Origin of the sequence: Providencia sp. PROV202 (assembly GCF_028479565.1) — a bacterium.
Taxonomy (GTDB): domain Bacteria; phylum Pseudomonadota; class Gammaproteobacteria; order Enterobacterales; family Enterobacteriaceae; genus Providencia; species Providencia zhijiangensis.
Genome location: NZ_JAMPNV010000009.1, coordinates 70,381 through 94,215, shown reverse-complemented (window position 1 = coordinate 94,215; position 23,835 = coordinate 70,381). Strand labels below are relative to the sequence as shown.

Here is a 23,835-nt window from a genome sequence, read left to right as displayed (position 1 = left end):
CTTAACGCACCTTCAATGTTGCTAGTCCAATCAGAACTAACATGAGAGAGATAATCCAGAAACGCACGATAACGCGTGGTTCTGGCCAACCTTTCAATTCATAGTGATGGTGAATTGGTGCCATACGGAAAATTCGTTGGCCACGTAATTTGAAGGAGCCAACTTGTAAAATCACCGACAGTGTTTCAACCACAAACACACCGCCCATGATGACTAATAAGAATTCTTGACGCAGTAAAACAGCGATAGTTCCTAATGCTCCACCTAATGCCAAAGAGCCAACATCACCCATAAATACTTGCGCTGGGTAGGTGTTGAACCATAAGAAGCCTAAACCTGCCCCAACAATCGCCGTACACACAATCACTAATTCCCCCGCATGCGGTAAGAATGGAATGTGTAAGTAGTTAGCAAAGTTAACGTTACCCGTTGCCCATGCCACTAAAGCAAAGCCCGCAGCAACAAACACTGTTGGCATAATCGCTAAACCATCTAAGCCGTCCGTTAAGTTAACAGCGTTACTGGTTCCAACGATAACGAAGTAAGCCAGTAAAATGTACAGCACGCCTAATTGCGGCATCACATCTTTAAAGAACGGAACAACCAGCTGAGTCGCTGGCGTGTCTTTACCAATGGCATACATAGAAAAGGCAACGACTAATGCAAGCACGGACTGCCAGAAATATTTCCAGCGGGCAATCAAACCACGGGTGTCTTTTCTCACCACTTTGCGATAGTCATCAACAAATCCGACAATACCGTAACCCACTAACACCAGCAGTACACACCAAACATAAGGGTTGTCTAAACGCGCCCATAGCAGCACAGACATACAAATAGAAAACAGGATCAAAATCCCGCCCATGGTTGGCGTACCACGTTTACTAAAGTGAGACTCAGGACCTTCATTACGGACAACTTGACCAATCTGCATTTTTTGTAGGTAAGCAATGAGATGTGGACCCATCCACAAAGCAATGATTAATGCAGTCAGCAAACCGACAATGGCTCTGAACGTCAAATAGGAGAAGACGTTAAAAGCAGAAAATTTATGAACCAATAATTCGGCTAACCAGACTAACATTCGAAGCACTCCTTCAATGCATTCACGACATCTTCCATCGCGGAGCTGCGTGAACCTTTAACTAAAATAGAAACAACATCATTCTGCTGTGCTAGCGGAATTAGTCGGGTTAATAAATCTTGTTTCGCTGTAAAATGCTCGCCGCGTTCGCTAGATTGGCTAATAATTTCGCTTAACTGTCCAACACTGAGAACTTTATCTAACCCCGCTTGTTTCGCGGCTAAACCAACTCGCTCATGACACTCGTGGGCATAATCACCAAGCTCACCCATGTCACCGACAACGAAAATACGATAGCCTGGCATTTTCGCCAGCACATTAATCGCCGCAATCATCGAACCATCATTGGCATTATAGGTATCGTCCAGTACGACTTTCGTCTCACTTAAACTCACTGGAAATAAACGCCCCGGTACCGCTTTCGTGGTGGCAATACCTTGTTTGATATCGTCTAAGGTTGCCCCCACAGAGATGGCTAATGCACTTGCCGCTAAAACGTTGGCAATGTTATGCACTCCCGGTAATGGCAATGTGATTTCAACCTGCCCTACCGGCGTATGTAGTGTGAAATCTGTTGTCAGCTGTTTGATTTGAATATCTGAAGGATAGAAATCCGCTTTTTCAGTCAGTGAGTAATACCAAACGGTTTGACGAGGATTAAATTTCCACTTATCAGAGTAGCTATCTAAATTCACAATCGCCGTGCCTTCTTCTGGCAGACCTTGGTAAATTTCACCTTTGGCTTTAGCAACACCTTCAGGGGAACCAAAACCAGCAAGATGCGCACCAAATAAGTTATTCACGAGCGCAGTTTCTGGCTTAACGATGTTAGTCGTGTATTCAATTTCATGTGGGTGATTGGCCCCCATTTCGATCACAGCAAATTGGTATTCATCTGTTAAACGGAACAGTGTCAGTGGAACACCAATATCATTATTCAAGTTACCTGCGGTATATAACGTTTTACCACGTTGCGCCAGAATCGAGGCTGTCATCTCTTTCACGGATGTTTTGCCGGAAGAGCCAGTCAACCCGACCACTCTCGCTTTAGATTGTTGGCGAACCCAAGCTGCGATTTGCCCCATCGCAATACGCGTATCTTCAACAATTACCAGTGGGCAGTTCACATCCAATTGGTGGTCAACTAACAGTGCTGCCGCGCCAGCATCAACGACTTGATCGGCAAAGTCATGAGCATCAAAACGCTCGCCTTTTAAGGCAATAAATAGGCAGCTAGCGTCGATTTTACGGCTATCGGTACTCACGTTTAATAACGCTAATTCGTTATTGCTCGCTTGTTCAATGCGACCGTGAGTGATTTGTGCCAGTTGGGCTAAGGTCATCGGGATCATGCCATCACCCCCAACAATCTTGCGACGGTCAAGCGGTCTGAATAATCTAAACGGCGAGAACCAATGATTTGATAATCTTCATGACCTTTACCTGCCACTAAAATCACATCATCAGGTTGTGCTTGTAAAATAGTGTTGGTAACGGCTTCGGGGCGTCCAGGGATCGCGAAGACACGACTAGAATCCAAAATACCCGCCATGATGTCGTTGATAATATCCAGCGGATCTTCGCTGCGAGGGTTATCATCGGTGATCACCACTTTATCAGCATATTGCTCAGCAGAAGCGCCCATCAGAGGACGCTTACCTTTGTCTCTATCACCGCCACAACCAAAGACGCACCACAGCTTGCCTTTACAATGTAAACGCGCTGCCGCTAACGCTTTTTCTAATGCGTCAGGGGTATGAGCATAATCCACAACCACAGTTGGCTTACCTGCAACGCTGAACACTTCCATACGACCACAGACTGGCATTAATGCACCTGTTGTCGCTAAAAGCTGCTCTAATGGGTAATCCATCATTAATAGCGTCGCCATCGCCAGCAATAAGTTGCTTACGTTAAACGCCCCCATTAATGGGCTTTCAAATGAACCTTCACCCCAGCTTGACGTGAAATGGATGGTTGCGCCTTTATCGTGATAATCCACGTCAGTAGCTTTTAACCATGAGCCTTGCCAGTTAGCCGGAATACGATTTTCCATCGTCACGGCACAAGCTTGCGGCAAGCGCTGCAACCACTTCAGCCCGACTTCATCATCAGCATTAATAATTTGAGTTTTAGTTTGATGAGTAGAGAACAGTAACCATTTTGCAGCTTCGTAATTTGCCATATCACCATGGTAGTCAAGGTGGTCACGGCTTAAGTTAGTGAATACTGCCGCGTCAAATTGCAGCGCAGCAACACGACCTTGCACCAAGCCATGGGAAGAAACTTCCATCGCCGTCAACGTTGCTTTTTTATTCAGTAATTGAGTCAGTTCTAATTGGATATCAACGGCGGAGCCCGTGGTGTTCTCGCTTGGGGAAACTTGCCCCAGTAGCCCATTACCTACCGTACCCATCACTGCTGATGTTTCGCCTAATCCTTTTGCCCATTGGGCAATTAATTGCGTGGTGGTGGTCTTACCGTTAGTACCCGTCACACCCACTAATTTCATTTGGGATGAAGGTTGATGGTAGAACTCACCCGCTAATGCGGATAAACGGTTGTTTAGGTCGTTAAGATAAATGACAGGCACACCATGAATAAAGCGAATTTCGCCTTCTTCTGCTTCGCCTTGTGCTTCTGCGATAACTGCAGAAACCCCTTGCGCGATAGCTTGAGGAATATAGTGTCTGCCATCTGACTGATGGCCTTTTACAGCAATGAACAGATCGCCCGCGGCAGCCTTTCGACTGTCTAGCGTCATCTCTCGTAAAGAGACATTTGTTGTACTCACACCAAATGGGGCGAGGAGTTCACAAAGATTACGATCTGCCACTTTTAACCTCTTTTTGACTGTTCACGATTTCACTTTTATCGTCTGTTTGCAATGCATCTGGCTCAACGTTCATGAGACGTAAAACCCCGCCCATGATAGAACCAAAGATAGGTGCAGATACTGCACCTCCGTAGTACTTACCGGCTTTTGGATCGTTGATTAACACAACGAGGGCATAGCGCGGGTTGCTTGCGGGAGCAACCCCTGCGGTATAAGCGATATATTCGTTGATATAGCGCCCTTCAGGTCCGACTTTTTTGGCAGTACCTGTTTTAATTGCAATACGATAGCCTTTAATTGCGGCACGTGTTCCCCCTCCACCTGGCAGAGCAACACTTTCCATCATGTGCACAACGGTGCGCATTATTGGCTCAGGAAACACTCGCGTCCCCGGAACAGGCGGGTCGACTTTAGTAATCGATAACGGGCGATATACCCCGAAACTACCGATCGTTGCATAGGCACGCGCAAGCTGTAATGGCGTCACCATCTGCCCATACCCAAAAGAAAAGGTGGCCCTTTCTAAATCAGACCACCGTGTTTTTTTACTTGGAAAGATGCCACTACTTTCCCCGACTAACCCCAGATTAGTCGGCTTGCCAAACCCAAAGCGGCTATACACGTCCACCAGCTCTGTGGCAGGCATCGCTAACGCTAATTTTGAAACACCAACGTTACTCGACTTCTGTAAAATACCGGTAATTGATAACTCTGCGTAACGCGCAACGTCTTTGATCTCATGACCATTCACGCGGTACGGATAGGTATTTAATACGGTATTTTCTTTTACTATCTTGTTATTCAGCGCACTCATCACGACGAGTGGCTTCACGGTCGAACCCGGTTCAAAAATATCCGTGATAGCGCGGTTACGCATGAAATCCATCGGCGTACCCGCGAGATTATTTGGGTTATAGGATGGACTGTTTGCCATCGCTAAGATTTCCCCAGTATTCACATCCACCAGGATTGCCACACCGGACTCAGCTTTGTTCTCTTGAACACCTTTCGTTAGCTCACGATACACAATGGATTGAATACGCTCATCAATACTGAGCATCAAGTTATGTGCTGCTTGGCTATCGACGGAAGAGACGGTCTCAATAACACGCCCATTACGGTCTTTACGTACGGTACGTTCACCCGGAGAACCTTTTAACCAACGGTTGAAGCTTTTTTCCACCCCTTCAATACCTTCACCATCGATATTTGTCACGCCTAGTAAGTGAGCAGTCACTGGACCTGATGGGTAATATCGGCGAGACTCTTTACGTAAATAGATCCCTGGAACTTTTAGTTTGCGGACATATTCACCGATGGAGGGGTTAACTTGACGAGCGAGGTAAACAAAGCGCCCTTTCGGGTTAGCAGAAATTTTGGTGGTGATTTGTTCAAGAGGAATATCTAATGCATCGGCGAGCGCTTTCCAGTGTTCATCGTTACTTACGCCGCCTTTTTCAAAGACTTCTTTAGGATCAGCCCAGATAGCATTGACCGGAACACTAACCGCTAATTGGCGACCTTCACGGTCACTGATCATCCCGCGAGCCGTTGATACTTCTTGAACGCGAAGGGAGCGCATATCCCCTTCTTTAACGAGTTGTTCAGGGGCAATAATTTGTAGGTACGCAACGCGAGTCAACAACCCTGCTAATGCCAGCCCAATACATCCACACAACAAAACAAAACGCCAGCGAACAAAGCTGGTGACTTCTTCTGTTTTCTTGTTCTTAGCGGGTTTGGTTGCTTTCATTCTTAACCTTCGTTATTGCTTGGAAACAATAATGTTTTCTTGGGATGGTTCCACATGAACCATTTGCAATTTTTCAACAGATAAACGCTCAACACGGCTGTGACTGGCTAACGCATTCTCTTCAAGGATCAAGTTTCGCCATTCGATATCGAGAAAATCTTTCTCTTCGTACAGCTTATCTTTGGCGGCAGTCAGCAGTCGTGTTTCATGAGCGGTGGTCACCACAAACACAGCGCTAATCACTATCGCGGCTAGCAAAATCATCGGAATAATTCCGTAACGAAATAAATCGCGACCGATGACTCTGGCTAAACTGTGTCTTTCTGGTGTCATTACTCTACCGCTCTCTGTGCAAAACGTAACACCGAGCTACGTGCTCGTGGGTTTTCGTCAATTTCACTCTCGGAAGGCTTCATTTTGCCTAGTGCACGTAATTTAGCGGCACCTAGCTCTTTGATTTGCGCTTCTGTCAGTGGAATCCCCGCAGGAACAGAAGGTCCGGTACTGTTTTGACGAATAAAGCGTTTTACTAATCTGTCTTCCAATGAATGGAAACTGATCACCGATAAACGCCCTTCAGGTGCTAAAACAGACATCGCACCATTTAATGCTTTCTCAATCTCTTCCAGCTCGCTATTGATATAAATACGAATCGCTTGGAAGCTGCGGGTTGCTGGGTGCTTGTGTCGGTCTTTAATCGGACTGACTTTGGCAATCAGCTCCGCCAAGTGGCGTGTACGCGTTAACGGTTCTTCTTCGGGATTATGGTTACGCTCAACAATGGCTCTTGCGATACGCTTTGCAAAACGCTCTTCACCAAATGTTTTGAGCACCCATGCGATATCGTCTGCTTCCGCGTTCATCAGCCATTGCTGCGCGGATTGACCACGCGTTGGATCCATACGCATATCCAGTGGCCCATCACGCATAAATGAGAACCCACGCTCTGGATCATCTAACTGTGGAGAAGAGACACCGAGATCCAGCAACACACCATCAATCTTGCCAACTAAGCCTTCTTCTTCCACATAATCTGCAATGGCTGAAAATGGGCCATGCTTAATCATAAAACGTGGGTCATCAATCCCTTGAGCGGCTTTAATCGCCTCTGGGTCACGGTCAATGGCAATCAAGCGACCTTGATCTCCCAGTTGGCTTAAAATCAAGCGAGAGTGCCCGCCACGACCAAATGTGCCATCAATATAGATACCATTTGGTTTAAGATTTAAGCCGTTCACTGCTTCATCGAGCAGTACTGTTACGTGTTTAAATTGCTGCTGTGTCATTGTTATAGTGACAAATCCTGTAGACGGGCGGACAGCGGTTCGTCAGCTAGACGCTCAGCAGCGATGTCAGTTTCCACCTGCTGGTACCACATCTGTTCATCCCAAATTTCAAATTTATTTATTTGGCCCACCAACATGACCTCTTTTGTTAGCCCTGCGTGTTGACGCAGCGTGCTAGCTAGCAAAAGACGTCCTGCATTGTCTATCTGACATTCACTGGCATGACCAAGTAAAAGGCGCTGTACTCGACGTTCTGCGGGATTCATGGTGGATAACTTAGACAGTTTTTCCTCAATGATTTCCCATTCGGGTAAGGTATAAAGCAGCAGGCATGGCTGGTGAAGGTCAATGGTACACACCATTTGCCCTTTCGATTCCTCGCTCAGCATTCCTCGATAACGAGTAGGCACGGTTAGCCGCCCTTTGCTGTCGAGATTAACCAGTGTAGCCCCACGAAACATACCTGATTTTTCCCCTTTATTTCCAACTGCCCCACTTTACCCCACAATTCTCCACTTATAAAGTTTACGAATGGTATGAAAACGTTGTCAAGCCAGCCGCACGTAGCTTTAGCTTTATTTACAGAACGTTTTAGAAAAGAAAAAGTTGGAAAAAATCTTACTTGGAAAGAAAAAGAGAAATAACGAGTTGATATAATTCACTTATTTATAAAACGCAGGTAAAACATATTTAAATCTATTTCATTGCTGCAAAATCATACAAATTTGAGTAAATGATATATACGTCTCATTTTTAATCAGTTTATTTCGTGTCTATTCTTTACCTTTTGATCATCATTTATTGATGATTATTTAAACAAAACTACCAAATAATACGTATTTTTATATAAAATCATTATATTTCAATACATTAAATAACTGTTTTAATTCACAGTATTATTTTACTGACAATAATTTGCTCATTGTATTTATCGGTTTTTTTATGGGTTAAAAAAAAATTAATTCGTCAAAAAACCAATCAATGCAAAATAATCAAAAAAAGTATTAGGAAAATTCCTAAAGTGAAATATTTACAGGATAACGCAATAAAAAAATCGTAATCAACCATAAATTTCACCAAAAAAAAGCCCCTAATAGATAGGGGCGGATATATTACTAAGAATCTTGGTTAACATCACTAACTATTAAACCGGTTTTTTCACCATTGGATAAGGTTTATCCACTACTGTTTGCGACCTAAACTACCACGGCGACATAAGTCCCTGCGAATTCGACGAATTCCAGTTTCTGGCTTCTGTTTCTCGTCTAGGCTGGCTAATACCAATTCTAAAATACGCTCTGCAATATCACGGTGGCGCTGAGCGAGAGAGAGCACAGGACAACCGAGGAAATCCAGTAATTCGTTATCACCAAAGGTACTGATAACCATGTTTTCAGGTAAGCGGCCATTGCGTTTCAATGCCACATCCAACACGCCTTGCAGCAAAGAAAATGACGTTGTGAATAATGCATCCGGCATCGCGTTACCACTATCTAGCCATTGGGAGAAAACGTCGGCAGCGGCATCACGCTCATAACTATTGGCGTATAAATAATTGACTTCGCGAGTGTCCCCTTCCCATGCTTTACGGAAGCCTTGCTCACGTAGATAGCTCACAGAAAGTTCAGGTAATGCCCCGAGATACAAGACCGATTCAGCTGAGAATTTACGTAATTCTTTAGAGATCATCAGTGCATCTTCTTGGTCGTCACCGACCACGCTAATGAAATGCTCTTTTTCTAATGCTCTATCCAGCGCGATGATAGGCAGTGAACGGTTCGCCCAGCGCTGATAAAACGGATGTTCAGGAGGTAATGCGGTAGACACAATAATCGCGTCAACTTGGCGCTGCAGTAAATGTTCCACGCAACGAATTTCGTTGTCAGGTTGGTCTTCTGAACACGCAATTAAAAGCTGATATCCGCGCTGACGAGCTTGTCTCTCAAGATAATTGGCTATACGGGTATAGCTCGTATTTTCAAGATCAGGGATCACCAACCCAATTGAGCGAGTGCGACCTGCGCGTAACCCTGCAGCGACTGCGTTTGGATGGTAATTGTGCTCTCTGACGACTGCCATCACTTTTTCTACAGTTTTATCGCTGACTCGATACTGCTTGGCCTTGCCGTTGATCACATAACTAGCCGTTGTGCGGGAAACACCCGCTAGACGGGCTATCTCATCCAGTTTCACGTTAACCTCTTTGCAATTTGGGAAACAGCCCCGAGTCATTCGAGGCCTTAATCTGCTCTATTCTACCTGTGGCGGATAAATTTTTCATCGCATAATTTTATCGCCACGGGAAACACCAACGATCCCTGAGCGTGCAACTTCAACAATTTCAGCAACACCACGCACAGCTTCAAGAAATGCATCCAGTTTATCGCTTGTTCCTGCGAGCTGAACGGTGTACAGCGTTGGTGTCACATCCACAATTTGCCCACGAAAAATATCGGCACTTCGCTTAATTTCATCGCGCCCATAACCGGAAGCTTGCAGTTTCACTAACATGATTTCACGCTCGACATGAGCTGATGCGGTCAGTTCACTCACACGCAACACATCCACCAGTTTATGCAGCTGTTTTTCAATCTGCTCTAGCACCTTGGCATCCCCTTTTGTTTGGATGGTCATCCGTGACAACGTTGGGTCGTCGGTCGGTGCTACGGTCAAGCTTTCGATGTTATAACCGCGCTGTGAAAACAACCCAATCACGCGAGATAATGCCCCTGATTCATTCTCTAGTAACACTGATAAGATACGACGCATGATCAAGTCCTCTCCGTTTTACTTAACCACATTTCATCCATTGCTCCACCACGGATCTGCATTGGGTAAACATGCTCAGTTTCATCAATATTAATATCTACAAAGACCAGACGCTGGTTTTCATTCACTTCGACTAGCGCTTGTTTTAGCTTATCTTCAAGTTCATCTGGGGAGGCAATTGAAATCCCTACATGCCCATAAGCTTCGGCTAATTTTGTGAAATTTGGCAATGACTGCATATAGGACTGTGAGTGGCGGCCTTGATAAATCATGTCCTGCCACTGTTTTACCATGCCTAAAAAACCGTTATTTAGGTTCAGAACCAACACCGGCAATCCATATTGCAGTGCAGTTGAAAGCTCTTGAATGTTCATCTGAATACTGCCGTCGCCAGTCACGCATACAACCGTGGATTTAGGGTGCGCTAATTTAACCCCTAAAGCAGCCGGCAAACCAAAGCCCATGGTGCCTAAGCCCCCTGAGTTGATCCAGTGCCGTGGTTTATCAAACGGATAATAAAGTGCAGCAAACATTTGGTGCTGCCCCACATCTGAGGTCACATAAGCTTCACCGTTGGTTAAGCGGTAAATAGCCTCAATGGCTTGTTGCGGCTTCACTTTACTTGGGTTTAATGCATATTTTAGGCACTGTTTTTCGCGCCAAATACCGATCTCCTTCCACCACGTTTGCAGTGCAGCGGTATCTTGCTCGGCAGCCGCATGATCCAGTTGAGCAATCATCTGTTCTAACGTAAGTTTTGCATCGCCAACAATGGGAATATCCGCTTTGACTGTTTTCGAAATTGAGGTTGGATCCACATCAATTTGGATCACGGTTGCATTCGGACAATATTTTTCTAAGTTATTGGTTGTACGGTCGTCAAAGCGAACACCAACCGCAAAAATCACATCAGAATGATGCATCACTTTGTTGGCTTCGTAGGTGCCATGCATTCCGAGCATACCCACAGATTGTTGGTGAGTTTCGGGGAATGCGCCTAGCCCCATCAACGTTGATACCACTGGCAACTGAAGTTTTTCAGCTAATGTCATTAGCTCCGCGGAGCAATTGGCATTGATCGCACCGCCACCGATATACATCACTGGCTTCTTCGCCGCGACTAATTTGATCAACGCTTTCTTAATTTGACCTTTGTGCCCTTGTAAGGTCGGATTATATGAGCGCAATGAAACGGATTCAGGGTAGCGATAAGGGAATTTAGCGGCCGGATTCACCGTATCTTTTGGAAAGTCGATCACCACAGGCCCTGGGCGTCCACTCGCCGCAATATAAAACGCTTTTTTGATGGTTTCAGGGATCTCTTTCGCGTGTTTGATGAGAAAACTATGCTTCACGATTGGGCGCGAAATACCCACCATATCGCACTCTTGAAACGCATCGTTCCCAATTAATGAACTGGCGACCTGCCCCGATAAAACCACCATGGGTACAGAGTCCATATACGCAGTAGCAATACCGGTTATCGCATTGGTTGCGCCGGGTCCTGACGTTACTAACACTACGCCCACATCCCCCGTTGAGCGCGCATAGCCATCGGCCATATGCACCGCAGCTTGCTCGTGACGAACTAAAATATGCTCTACGCCCCCCACAGTATGCAGTGCATCATAAATATCAAGAACTGCGCCTCCCGGATAGCCAAATACGTGTTTCACTCCTTGGTCAATCAATGACTTGACGACCATTTCTGCTCCCGACAACATCTCCATGAGTTTGCCCTCAGACTATTTGCAAGTTAACAGAGAGCCGAACAGCCCTCTTTAATTTTTATTAAGTTAGTCATAAATTCAGCTCTTAACATATCCCTACCATTTGTGGGACGCAAATTTGATTTCGCAGAGAAATTAAGGAAGATTTCATTTTGTCTTGAACATGAAAATTCGGCAGATTCATTGACTAGTTTTCAATCAAAATAGAGCGAAAATAACTAAAAGGTAAGCAAAAATAGTGGCAACGCGATTTTACATAAATAGCAGGTAAAACAAAGCCCTTCAGGAATAACGACTGAAGGGCTTAGAAAATATGATTAAATATCGAATTACTCTTGATACATAGATTCAATTTCTAATCGGTAGCGCTCTGAAATAATTTTACGGCGTAATTTCAGCGTAGGCGTTAATTCACCTTTCTCCATTGAGAAGTTGCTTGGTAACAGTGTAAAACGCTTCACTTGATGGAAGTTTTCCAGATTCTTTTGTAGCTCTTTGAGACGACCTTCAAACAGCGCGACAATTTTAGAGTCTTTTAACAGCTCCAAACGATCACGGTATTTTAAGTTAATTGAATTGGCGTACTCTTCAAGGCTGTCATAGCAAGGCACAATTAACGCAGAGACAAATTTACGTGCATCGGCAATGACGGCAATATGCTCAATAAAACGGTCTTGACCTAAAACACCTTCGATAACCTGTGGCGCTATATATTTCCCGTTAGACGTTTTCATTAAGTCTTTCAGTCTATCTGTAATATATAAGTTGCCTTGCTCATCGATTTTTCCGGCATCTCCAGTACGTAACCAGCCATCAGCCGTGAATGTATCTATCGTTTCTTGCGGGCGATTATAGTAGCCTTTCATGACGACAGGGCCTTTGACTTGGATTTCGTCGTTTGCTCCAATGCGTACAGAAATGGCAGAAAGCGGTGTACCAATTGAACCTAATGGGTATTTGTTAGCTTCCCAGCACGAGACTGTCGCGCAAGTTTCGCTCATCCCATAGCCATATTTGATATCCACACCTGCGGACAAGAAAAACGCAATCACATCATCATCGAGACGCGCGCCCGCCGCTGGCATAAAACGAATGCGACCACCTAGCCCTTGGCGAATTTTGCTCAGAACCAGCTTATCGGCCAATGCATATAAGCGATTGTTGATAAATGAAAGTGATTTACCTTGCGCCATCGCTTTCACTTTTTGTTTCCCTATCGCAATCGCCCATTTGAAAATCACACGACGCATAAAAGGCGCTTGGGATACTTTACTTTGTACTGCGCTGTAAACTTTCTCATAGAAACGTGGTACGGCACACATCACCGTTGGCTTAACATCAGCAAGCGCTTCTTTTACTAAATTAGTATTGGTTAAATAGACATTACGCGCTCCGCTGTGCATGACATAAAAACTCCATGCGCGTTCAAAAACGTGGGAAAGCGGCAGGAAACATAATGAAACATCGTCTTCGGACAGCTCTAAACGGTTGTCATGAAGATAAAGCTGAGCTGCCATATTGTAGTAATCCAGCATCACCCCTTTCGGTTCACCCGTGGTGCCCGAAGTATAAATAATGGTGAATAAATCACTTAAGTTTTGTGCTGCAATTCGCGCATCTAACTCAGCTTGATAATGCGGCTGAGCGAGAGACATAAATGTCGATAAGTGCATGCTGTTGGCCACTTGACCATCCAGTTCGACATTGTCATCTAATGCAATGATAGCGGTGAGTTGCGGGCAATGGGCAAGTAATTGGCAAGCAACTTGGTATTGTTCTTGAGCACCCACAAAGAGGATCTTAATGTTGGCGTCATTAATGATATAGGCGGCTTGGTCGATACTGCTGGTAGCATAGAGAGGCACCGTCACGGCTTTAATTTGTAATACAGCCAGATCAACCAAAGACCAATTCATACTATTATGAGCAAAAAGCCCAATATTCTCTTGCGGGGCAACATTCATCGCCAAAAGCTGACGTGCAATCGCGGTGGTTTTGGTTCCCACTTCTGCCCAAGTCAGTTCTGATTGATGTCCGTTGTCCCATTGACTGAAAGCTATCCGATCCGCTGACTCGCTCGCGTCCATTCTGGAACGTATGCGGTTAACAATATGATATGGATATAGATTTTCAGTAATCAAAGTGTATTCCCTATAGGTCATTAGAATTTTAAGTCATTCGGCAAACTCACAAATAACCTAATTTTAATACTTTTTATTATTTCAGCTTACATCTGTTAGCTGAATATTTTGAGTGTATAGCGGAAAGATAAACGAGGAAAGGAATAAAGTGTAAATTTTTTGCAAATGCTACGGACACAACAAAACTCGCCACTATTTTCATCATGGCGAGTTAGTATTTAGAGGAATATGCTAGTGTTATCTTGGAATGAATTGAATCAATTTAGCTTACAACTGTTCTATCATTTGGCAAAACTGCGTTTTCATCCATTGATGGCCTTTATCTCGCGCCGTCGATTCATGCCACGTTAAATAACATGGGCGAGAATTATCTTCCCAAGGCAATGATAAAGTACGTAGTTGCAGTTGACTTGCATGATGCTCCACTAACCATTTAGGTGCAATCGCCACTAAATCTGTTTGTGCCACAATGTTCAATACACTGTTTAAGTCAGTTCCTTGATAACTGACAGTGTGTGAGAGTTCCGTATTATGGTAATACAATTTGCTAAATGACCCAATATTATCCATTGCCATAATAGCGTGTCTTTCATTCATTAACATTTCTTGATTAATGGTACTTTCAATTCTTGGATGGTGATTCGCCACGACTAAAACTAATTCATCATTAAATAAAATCTGATGTTGATATTCGGGTTTTTCGAATTGATTATAGCCCAAGAAGAAATCTATCTCTTGATATTTTAATTGATGCGCAATGTTATTCCCTAAAAAAGAATGAATGAAAACTTGAATATTTGGCGACGCAATTTTAAATTTATCAACAATTATTGCCGCTAAACGAATATCTAATGGAGAGCAAATAGATAAGTTAAATGCTCTTTCGCTTTGCTTAGGATCAAATCCTGCGCCTGGTAATTCATTATGCACCAATTGAAGCGCTTGTCTTACTGGCCCAAATAATTGTTTAGCACGCGAAGTTGGTTGAATACCACGCCCATAACGAACAAATAATTCGTCATTGAACATAGATTTTAAACGGGATACGGCGTTACTTACTGCTGGCTGAGACATACCGAGAACTTGCGCTGCACGAGTGACATTTTGCATTTGCATCACAACATCAAAAACAGTTAATAAGTTCAAATCAACATTACGCAGATGAATATCGCTACTTTCTTTTTTTGCTGTTGAGATCGTATCAAAATCAGTCATTTTTAACTCCACTAAATATATTTATCATTTTTAATTAATGAACATGATTCATCAAAGCAATATTGACGAAAAACATAAAATCATTAAATATTATTTTTAAAACAACTTATACATGATAAGTTATTTCGCTTTCCCTGCATTTATTAAAACGACGCTTCTATTCTTTTTGCCCATAAATTAGAATCGAGATATAGATATCATCATAAAATGCAAATATTCATCAGTGTAATGGGTGCGTGTAACTTATTAAAGCCAGCATCATTTCGATAAAAATAATAAAACAAATTCAAGAATAAATCATAATAAATCTCTTCTATAAACGCACTTGAATCTCATTATCAGATTAATTTTTAATTATTTATTTATTAGATAATTAACCTTATTTGAAGCATAACCATCATCAATACCAACAAAGACTTTTATCTAACTTCTGCATGCTTTCATTACATAAACATAATAAAAATCATTACGTTATAAAAATATCATCATGCCATTAATTTTTAGACGAAATTTTAGCCTACTTTTAGCTGCCCGATATAGACAAAAACATCATGAAAATTATAAATATCAGACACAAACTCCAATAATCGATAACAACTCAATTTCAAGCATTTCGCGCTCAAAAAATTAAGTTTGACATCATTATTGAAATCACGTATCAATAAATGCAGATTATTTGAAATTCAGAAAGAGACAGTTACCCATGACATTTTCTATCCGCCTACTAAGCCTACTACTACTCGCAGCCAATTTGCGCGGTATGCTTATGGATGGAAAGTAAAACAAATACTGTCCACAAACATAAAGAAGCCCGCGCAACCAGCGGGTTTTTTTATGCCTGCGGCTAGATGGGAATCCAACAAACAGAATTAAAAACAACAAAATTTAGTCTATGAGGAACGCATTATGAGCAACCAAGTTATCATCTTCGATACGACCTTACGTGATGGCGAGCAAGCCTTGCAGGCCAGCTTATCCGTTAAAGAAAAATTACAAATTGCTTTCGCGTTAGAGCGCTTAGGTGTCGATGTTATTGAAGCTGGGTTTCCTGTCTCATCCCCAGGTGATTTTGAGTCTGTTCAAACTATCGCCCGCGAAATCAAAAACAGCCGTATCTGCGCATTAGCACGCTGTGTTGAAAATGATATTGATGTGGCGGCTGAATCCTTGAAAGTGGCTGAAGCATTCCGTATTCATGTGTTCTTAGCAACATCCAATTTGCATATGCAGAAAAAGTTAAACAAAACGTTTGATGGCGTGATGGATATGGCGATCAACTCCATTAAACGCGCACGTCGTTATACCGATGATGTAGAATTTTCGTGTGAAGATGCGGGTCGTACCGATATTGACAACTTATGTCGCATTGTCGAAGCCGCCATCGGTGCAGGCGCGACCACCATTAATATCCCTGATACCGTCGGCTACACGACCCCATATCAATTTGGCGGCATTATCTCTTCTTTATATGAGCGCGTACCTAACATTGATAAAGCCATCATCTCCGTTCACTGCCACGATGACTTAGGCATGTCAGTCGCCAACTCCATCAGCGCCGTTCAAGCCGGAGCTCGCCAAGTGGAAGGAACGATCAACGGATTAGGCGAACGAGCCGGCAACACTGCGTTAGAAGAAGTTATTATGGCGATTAAATTACGTGAACAGATGTTAGGTGTGCATACCAATATCAATCACAAAGAAATTTACCGCACCAGCCAGTTAGTCAGCCAGTTATGCAATACCCCAATTCCTGCCAATAAAGCGGTTGTGGGCAGCAACGCATTCGCGCATTCATCAGGGATCCACCAAGATGGCGTGTTAAAGAATCGCGAAACATACGAAATCATGACCCCTGAATCCATCGGCTTGAAAGAGCAACAATTAAACTTAACCTCCCGTTCAGGTCGTGCAGCGGTTAAACACCGCATGGAAGAGATGGGTTACAGCGAAGGTAAAGATTTCAACTTGGATGAGTTATACACCGCATTCTTGAACTTAGCCGATAAAAAAGGCCAAGTGTTTGATTATGATTTAGAGGCTTTAGCCTTCTTCGCGAAACAACAAGATGAAACTGACCATTTTGTCATGGATTACTTTAGTACACAGTCGGGTTCAAGCATTGTGGCCACTGCAACCGTCAAAATGCAGTGTGGTGAAACAGAAAAATCAGAAGCGGCAACCGGAAATGGCCCTGTTGATGCCATCTACCAAGCGATTAGTAAAATCACTAACTACCCAATGAAATTGGTTTCTTACCAATTGTCTGCAAAAGGTCAGGGGGAAAATGCATTAGGGCAAGTGGATATCGTCGCTGAATGTTTTGGTCGTCGTTTCCACGGTATGGGATTAGCAACGGATATCGTTGAATCATCCGCAAAAGCCATGGTACATGTATTAAATAGTATTTGGCGTGCAGAACAAGTCGAAAGAGAAAAACAAAAAATCTCTGACCAAGAGTCACAAATTAATACAAAGGAAGCGGTATAAACATGTCTACGAATTTTAATATTGCGGTATTAGCAGGCGATGGAATCGGCCCAGAAGTGATGGCTCAAGCTCATAAAGTATTAAACGCTATTAGCAAGCGCTTTGCTATCACAATTTCGACCAAAGCATATGATGTGGGCGGCGCGGCCATTGATAATCACGGAGAGCCATTACCGCAAGCGACAGTCAAAGGTTGTGAAGAGGCTGATGCCGTATTATTCGGCTCAGTGGGTGGCCCAAAATGGGAACATTTGCCACCAGACAGCCAGCCTGAACGCGGTGCATTATTGCCATTACGCAAACATTTTAAATTATTCAGTAACTTACGCCCTGCTCGTTTATACCAAGCATTAGAAGCATTTTGCCCATTACGCGCAGACATTGCAGCTCAAGGCTTTGATATTTTATGTGTGCGTGAATTAACTGGCGGGATCTATTTTGGTCAGCCAAAAGGACGTAAAGGCGAAGGGGCTGAAGAATATGCGTTCGATACCGAGGTTTATCACCGCTATGAAATTGAACGCATTGCCCGTATTGCCTTTGAATCTGCTCGCAAACGTAGCCATAAAGTGACTTCAATTGATAAAGCTAACGTTTTACAAAGCTCCGTATTGTGGCGCGAAGTGGTTAACCAAATTGCCAAAGAGTATCCAGATGTTGAAGTGAACCATATGTATATCGATAACGCCGCGATGCAGATGATCAAAGCCCCTTCTCAGTTTGATGTGGTGCTGTGCTCCAACTTATTCGGTGACATTATTTCCGATGAGTGCGCGATGATCACAGGCTCGATGGGTATGTTGCCTTCAGCTAGCTTAAACGCCGATGGCTTTGGCTTGTACGAGCCCGCAGGCGGTTCAGCACCAGATATCGCAGGCAAAAATATTGCCAACCCAATCGCACAAATTTTGTCGGCATCCATGTTGTTACGTTTTAGCTTGAATCAAACGGAAGCGGCTGATGCCATCGAAAACGCGGTGAATAAAGCATTAGAAAATGGCTATCGTACTGCAGATTTAGCGGGCAATGGTCAATCAATCAGTACCAGTGAAATGGGTGACATTATCGCTCGTTATATTGAAGAAGGGGTTTAACATGTCGAAGACTTTATACCAAAAATTATATGACGCTCACGTTGTCCGTGAGGTTGAAAACGAAATCCCTTTAATTTATATCGATCGCCATCTGGTACATGAAGTGACTTCACCGCAAGCGTTTGATGGTTTAAGAACCAAAAATCGCCCGTTGCATCAACCAAGCAAAACATTTGCAACCATGGATCATAACGTGTCAACGCAAACTAAAGATATCAATGCCTGCGGTGATATGGCGCGAATTCAGATGCAAGAGTTGATGAAAAACTGCGAAGAATTCGGCGTGACTTTATATGATTTAAATCACCCATATCAAGGTATTGTCCATGTGATGGGGCCAGAGCAAGGCATCACTTTACCGGGGACAACCATTGTTTGTGGTGACTCTCATACTGCCACTCACGGTGCATTCGGCGCATTAGCTTTTGGGATTGGGACATCCGAAGTTGAACACGTCATGGCGACCCAAACCTTGAAACAGGCGCGAGCCAAAACCATGAAAATTGAAGTGGTGGGTAAAGCGCCAGCGGGGATCACCGCAAAAGATATCGTCTTAGCTATCATTGGTACGACAGGTAGTGCAGGTGGAACGGGCTATATTGTCGAATTCTGCGGTGATGCGATTGAAGATTTGAGTATGGAAGGTCGCATGACCGTCTGTAATATGGCGATTGAGTTAGGCGCTAAAGCTGGCATTATCGCTCCTGATGAAACGACTTTTAATTATATGAAAGGTCGCCAATTCGCACCGAAAGGTCAAGATTGGGATGATGCCGTTGCGTATTGGAAAACCTTGAAAACCGATGATGATGCGACGTTCGACAAAGTGATCACTATCCAAGCTGAGACTATTGCACCGCAAGTGACTTGGGGTACTAACCCCGGGCAAGTGATCGCGATTAACCAACCAATCCCAGCACCAGAATCTTTTGCTGACCCCGTCGAGCGAGCTTCTGCAGAAAAAGCCTTGGCCTATATGGGATTGGAATCAGGTATTAAGTTATCTGACGTGAAGATTGATAAAGTCTTTATTGGCTCTTGCACTAACTCACGCATCGAAGATTTACGCGCCGCAGCTGCCATCGCCAAAGGTAAGAAAGTGGCATCTGGCGTACAAGCGATTGTGGTACCAGGTTCCGGCCCCGTTAAAGCCCAAGCGGAACAAGAAGGTTTGGATAAAATCTTTATGGATGCAGGCTTCGAATGGCGCTTACCGGGCTGTTCAATGTGCTTAGCGATGAACAACGACCGTTTGAATCCAGGTGAACGCTGCGCATCCACCAGCAACCGAAACTTTGAAGGTCGCCAAGGTCGTGCGGGTCGCACCCATTTAGTCAGCCCTGCAATGGCAGCTGCCGCAGCGATTAACGGTCATTTTGCTGATGTTCGTGACATTCAAATCTAAAGGAGAAAACCATGGATAAGTTTATTAAGCATGTTGGGATTGTTGCTCCTTTAGATGCCGCAAACGTCGACACCGATGCGATTATTCCAAAGCAGTTTTTGCAGAAAGTGACGCGTACAGGCTTTGGTCAGCACTTATTTAATGACTGGCGTTTTTTAGATGATAAAGGCCAGCAACCTAATCCTGACTTTGTCTTGAACAAACCCGTATTTAAAGGCGCTAGCATTCTGTTAGCCCGTGAAAACTTTGGTTGCGGTTCATCTCGTGAGCACGCCCCATGGGCATTGACCGACTTTGGCATTCAAGTGGTGATTGCACCGAGTTTTGCCGATATTTTTTACGGAAACTCATTTAATAACCAGCTGTTGCCGATTAAATTGAGCGAGCAGCAAGTGGATGAGATGTTCAACTATGTGAATAGCCACGAAGGTTGCCAGTTTACTGTCGATTTAGAAGCACAAACCGTCACTGCCGGCGACAAAGTATATACTTTCGAGATTGACAGTTTCCGCCGCCATTGCATGATGAATGGTTTAGATAGTATTGGTTTGACATTACAGCACGTCGACCAAATTAAAGATTATGAACAAAAGCTCCCTGCCTTTATGAATTAATCTCCAGCCCACTTCGGTGGGCTTTTTCTTACCTATTTGTATTTATAAAAGTAGAACTCAACTCCAACAAACCGCGCCCACCAATAAATCCTTCCCCATTAATTCTGAATATGCCATGATTTCAAATAATCATGATTCTGGGTTTAATCAAACCGTTTTTGCAAAATAGTTCATGTTGTGGCAAGGCGGCAAAATGAGGATATCTCGGGGAGCATACATAAGTATGTGACCTGAGTAGCCGAATGAAGCCAACACAGCCACAACGTGAAATATGAAGAAAAAAGAAAAAAAGCCGATATGCATTCACATACCGGCTGGTAAATATACCATTACTCAATAAATGGGGGAGTAAACCTGCAACAAACAGGTCAATAGAGCTACTTACTGTCCCCTATTATCTACGGAATATAGGATATTAAAATTGATACAATTTTTTCCGGAGTTCCTCTTTTATGTCTAATTCTCGATTACAAACCCAATTTGTTCGCTTGTGGCAACATTTTCAGGGAAAAAACAGCGAAACCACTTTGCAAGATATTGCGGAGATCCTGTTTTGTTCTCGTCGCCATGTACGTACGCTACTCAATAATATGCAAGCTCATGGTTGGCTCAGTTGGCAAGCCGAAGCGGGACGAGGAAAGCGTTCCGCATTAATTTTTCATATCAATGGATTAGAGCTTCAGCAAGCACAAGCAGAACAGTTATTAAAAGAAGAAAGTATTGAAAAACTCGTGGCGCTTGTTGGCGATAAAGAGACTATCCGCCAAATGGTCTTATCAGAGCTCGAGCGCAGTTATCGACAAGGTAAAAACTTACTGCGCATCATTTATTACCGTGATTTTCCTAATTTACTTCCCGGCACCCCAATGCGCCGCTCTGAAATCCACTTAATGAGTCAGATATTTAATGGATTAACTCACTTAAATGAGGAAAAAGGGGAAGTGGAAGATGGTATTGCTCACCACTGGCAAGCCGTTAATGAGCAACATTGGCGCTTTTATTTACGTCCGGCTATCTATTTTCATCATGGACGTGAAATGCAAGTGGAGGATATTATCCACTCTTTATTACGATTAAAGCAGTGCTGGCCGCTGTTCTCACATATTCACTCAGTCACCTCCTCGCAACCTTACGTAATTGATATCCATCTGAGCCATCCTGATACCCAATTTCCTTGGTTACTGGGCAGCCCACATGCCGCCATTCTCCCGAAAGAGTGGGAAACCATCAGCGGTTTTAGTCAGCGCCCTATTGGTACGGGTCCTTATGAAGTAGAAACCAACATCCCGCAGAAACTCACCATCAGCGCTTTTGATCGCTATTTTGGCTATCGCGCCTTGTTGGATGAAGTGACTATTTGGGTGGTTCCCGAACTTTCTGAGCAGATGGTGTGTACCACATTAAAAATGGATGGCGACAAACGCCACAATGACTCCCTCGAAAGCCGCATGGAAGAAGGTTGCTATTTTCTGTTATTCGACCAACGCTCCGATATTTCTCAACGGGAAGATGTGCGTAAATGGCTGTGCAGCTTTTTAACCCCCGTCAACCTACTGGCGCACTGTGAATCCTTCTATCAACGCCACTGGGCACCTGCTTATGGATTACTGCTTCATTGGCATCACAGTAAAATGCTCTCCCAGCGCACTAAACCTGAAGATTTAACTGAGCTAACTGTCACTTTTTATCACCATCATCATGAATTTTATGCCATCAGCCAAATCATGAAGCGAGTGTTAGAAACCCAAGGAGTAGAGCTTAAAATTAACATCGTTGATTATGATGATTGGTTTAACGGGGATGCGAAGAGCGATATTTGGCTCTCCACTGCCAACTTTTATAAACCTCTTGAATTCTCTATCTTCGCCACCTTGTACGAAATGCCGCTATTGCGTCAGTGTTTAGGAAAAACCCTCGATAAAGAGTTACAGCTGTGGCGCCAGCAAAAATTGGATGTGGAATCTTGGTGCGAGAGCTTGATTGATTCTCAAGTCTTCCACCCCATTTTTCATCACTGGTTAGAGTTACAAGGTCAAAGAACGATGCGAGGTGTTCGTATGAATACCTTTGGCTGGTTTGACTTTAAATCAGCTTGGTTTAAGCCAACTGAGGATAATACACAGAATTGATGATAGTTATAAACAGTTAGAGTGAGCAAAATGGATTTTATTCACTTTTTCTGTGGATATCCATGTGAACAACCAGATAGTAATCAGGGTATATCCCAACTGTTCATTTCTAACAAAAAATCATACTAAAAAATAAAACATTATAAATCATAGTAATAAATGGATTTCACATGAGATATCCACTGTGAGTTTTCCCCTCTTTTTTTGTTAGGAGTTCAACTGAGCAAAGATCAATCAATGCATGTTTTATCCACAAGGAATGTACTTAACTTACCCGCTTTTTGTGACGAGCTTCAATAAATGACATTAGTCAAGGCTGTAAATTCACACAGTAATCGCAGTTTTTCACAGTTATCCAGAAATCCTGTGGATAACCTAGTGCATGATCCTGTGATTATCTTGGGATGAAGTTGAATAACCCTAAATATTCATAATCCCATCTGTGATTATTATCTAATATCCATATATATATCATGAAGTTAAATACAGTGACTAAAAAGTGTTATACTCACCCTATCTTGCAACCATTTTCTTGGTTATTTTTTAAACACAATCAAACTCTGTCGACTATGTCCTTTATACCGCCTTCACCACCAGAAAATGAAACCGTCTTATTAGCGCGAGCCCAAGCCCTTGCAGGCTATACGCTTGGTGAGTTAGCTACTATTGCAGGCATCCCAATCCCCCCCGATCTTAAACGAGATAAAGGCTGGGTCGGGACACTGTTAGAGTATTTTTTAGGTGCGACCGCAGGCAGTAAAGCCGAACAAGATTTTGCAGATATTGGCGTTGAGCTTAAAACAATTCCAATCGATCGCCATGGCGTACCATTAGAAACGACGTTTGTTTCTGTCGCGCCACTTACGGGCAATAGCGGCCTGACATGGGAAAATAGCCATGTGCGCCGCAAATTATCTCGCATTCTGTGGTTTCCGATTGAAGGTGAACGCCAAATTCCACTTGCCCAGCGCCGTATTGCAAACCCGCTGATTTGGAGCCCTTCTGCGCTTGAAGAACAACTTTTACGCCAAGATTGGGAAGAGTTAATGGATTTAATTGTGCTGGGAAAAGTAGAAACCATCACCGCTCGTCACGGACAAGTTCTACAAATTCGTCCCAAAGCGGCAAATAATAGAGCGCTAACCGAAGGTATTGGTGAATTTGGACAGCCAATAATGACATTACCGAGAGGTTTCTATTTAAAAAAAGATTTTACGGGTCCATTATTAGCGCGGCACTTTAACCTCGGTTAATCGGTCAAGGCATCGCCTGTACCAAACAGACGATTTTTT

At 43.5% G+C, this 23,835-nt stretch carries 18 protein-coding genes; 6 read left to right on the top strand and 12 right to left on the bottom strand.

Going from position 1 to position 23,835, the window contains the following annotated elements:
* Position 1: 1 nt before the first annotated feature.
* The 12 genes from mraY to leuO all read right to left on the bottom strand — a co-directional run bounded on the left by mraY (position 2) and on the right by leuO (position 14,814).
* Positions 2-1,084 carry a phospho-N-acetylmuramoyl-pentapeptide-transferase gene (gene mraY, locus PR799_RS05700; RefSeq protein ID WP_006660755.1) on the bottom strand — a complete coding sequence of 361 codons (1,083 nt, stop codon included), beginning with the start codon at positions 1,082-1,084 and terminating at the stop codon, positions 2-4.
* Complete coding sequence (gene murF / locus PR799_RS05695; protein ID WP_272521446.1) at positions 1,078-2,436, bottom strand: UDP-N-acetylmuramoyl-tripeptide--D-alanyl-D-alanine ligase; 1,359 nt, start codon at positions 2,434-2,436, stop codon at positions 1,078-1,080. The genes mraY and murF overlap by 7 nt, the downstream gene beginning before the upstream one ends.
* Positions 2,433-3,920: a UDP-N-acetylmuramoyl-L-alanyl-D-glutamate--2,6-diaminopimelate ligase gene (gene murE, locus PR799_RS05690; RefSeq protein WP_272521445.1), complete on the bottom strand. Its 1,488-nt coding sequence runs from the start codon at positions 3,918-3,920 to the stop codon at positions 2,433-2,435. Before murE ends, murF begins: the two co-directional genes overlap by 4 nt.
* Positions 3,907-5,673 (bottom strand): peptidoglycan glycosyltransferase FtsI, encoded by a 1,767-nt coding sequence (gene ftsI, locus PR799_RS05685; RefSeq protein ID WP_272521444.1) that lies wholly within the window; start codon positions 5,671-5,673, stop codon positions 3,907-3,909. Before ftsI ends, murE begins: the two co-directional genes overlap by 14 nt.
* A gap of 12 nt (positions 5,674-5,685) precedes the next feature.
* Positions 5,686-6,006, bottom strand: a complete 321-nt coding sequence (gene ftsL, locus PR799_RS05680; RefSeq protein WP_036951205.1) for a cell division protein FtsL — start codon at positions 6,004-6,006, stop codon at positions 5,686-5,688.
* Positions 6,006-6,959, bottom strand: a complete 954-nt coding sequence (gene rsmH, locus PR799_RS05675) for a 16S rRNA (cytosine(1402)-N(4))-methyltransferase RsmH (protein ID WP_272521443.1) — start codon at positions 6,957-6,959, stop codon at positions 6,006-6,008. The genes ftsL and rsmH overlap by 1 nt, the downstream gene beginning before the upstream one ends.
* A gap of 2 nt (positions 6,960-6,961) precedes the next feature.
* On the bottom strand, positions 6,962-7,420 hold the full coding sequence (gene mraZ / locus PR799_RS05670; protein WP_154602526.1) for a division/cell wall cluster transcriptional repressor MraZ: 459 nt from the start codon (positions 7,418-7,420) through the stop codon (positions 6,962-6,964).
* Between the two features lie 721 nt (positions 7,421-8,141).
* Positions 8,142-9,152, bottom strand: coding sequence for a catabolite repressor/activator (gene cra, locus PR799_RS05665; RefSeq protein WP_181477415.1), 1,011 nt, complete (start codon positions 9,150-9,152; stop codon positions 8,142-8,144).
* Positions 9,153-9,236: 84 nt separating this feature from the next.
* Positions 9,237-9,728, bottom strand: a complete 492-nt coding sequence (gene ilvN / locus PR799_RS05660) for an acetolactate synthase small subunit (RefSeq protein ID WP_154602524.1) — start codon at positions 9,726-9,728, stop codon at positions 9,237-9,239.
* A 2-nt stretch (positions 9,729-9,730) separates the two neighbouring features.
* Positions 9,731-11,458, bottom strand: coding sequence for an acetolactate synthase 3 large subunit (gene ilvI / locus PR799_RS05655; RefSeq protein ID WP_272521442.1), 1,728 nt, complete (start codon positions 11,456-11,458; stop codon positions 9,731-9,733).
* A 329-nt stretch (positions 11,459-11,787) separates the two neighbouring features.
* Positions 11,788-13,545: an AMP-dependent synthetase/ligase gene (locus PR799_RS05650; protein WP_154627339.1), complete on the bottom strand. Its 1,758-nt coding sequence runs from the start codon at positions 13,543-13,545 to the stop codon at positions 11,788-11,790.
* 321 nt (positions 13,546-13,866) lie between these two features.
* Positions 13,867-14,814 (bottom strand): transcriptional regulator LeuO, encoded by a 948-nt coding sequence (gene leuO / locus PR799_RS05645; RefSeq protein ID WP_154627338.1) that lies wholly within the window; start codon positions 14,812-14,814, stop codon positions 13,867-13,869.
* Positions 14,815-15,720: 906 nt separating this feature from the next.
* Between leuO and leuA the strand changes: the two genes are divergently transcribed.
* The 6 genes from leuA (at position 15,721) to mutH (ending at position 23,796) form a co-directional block, all read left to right on the top strand.
* Positions 15,721-17,301 (top strand): 2-isopropylmalate synthase, encoded by a 1,581-nt coding sequence (gene leuA, locus PR799_RS05640; protein WP_154627336.1) that lies wholly within the window; start codon positions 15,721-15,723, stop codon positions 17,299-17,301.
* 2 nt (positions 17,302-17,303) lie between these two features.
* Positions 17,304-18,395, top strand: coding sequence for a 3-isopropylmalate dehydrogenase (gene leuB / locus PR799_RS05635; protein WP_272521441.1), 1,092 nt, complete (start codon positions 17,304-17,306; stop codon positions 18,393-18,395).
* 1 nt (position 18,396) lies between these two features.
* Positions 18,397-19,800, top strand: a complete 1,404-nt coding sequence (gene leuC / locus PR799_RS05630) for a 3-isopropylmalate dehydratase large subunit (protein WP_154627334.1) — start codon at positions 18,397-18,399, stop codon at positions 19,798-19,800.
* A gap of 11 nt (positions 19,801-19,811) precedes the next feature.
* Positions 19,812-20,414 carry a 3-isopropylmalate dehydratase small subunit gene (gene leuD / locus PR799_RS05625; RefSeq protein WP_154602516.1) on the top strand — a complete coding sequence of 201 codons (603 nt, stop codon included), beginning with the start codon at positions 19,812-19,814 and terminating at the stop codon, positions 20,412-20,414.
* A gap of 452 nt (positions 20,415-20,866) precedes the next feature.
* Positions 20,867-22,543 carry an HTH-type transcriptional regulator SgrR gene (gene sgrR, locus PR799_RS05620; RefSeq protein WP_272521440.1) on the top strand — a complete coding sequence of 559 codons (1,677 nt, stop codon included), beginning with the start codon at positions 20,867-20,869 and terminating at the stop codon, positions 22,541-22,543.
* Between the two features lie 569 nt (positions 22,544-23,112).
* Entirely contained in the window at positions 23,113-23,796 is a 684-nt protein-coding gene (gene mutH / locus PR799_RS05615) for a DNA mismatch repair endonuclease MutH (RefSeq protein ID WP_418055353.1), read from the top strand.
* The last annotated feature ends 39 nt before the right edge of the window (positions 23,797-23,835 follow it).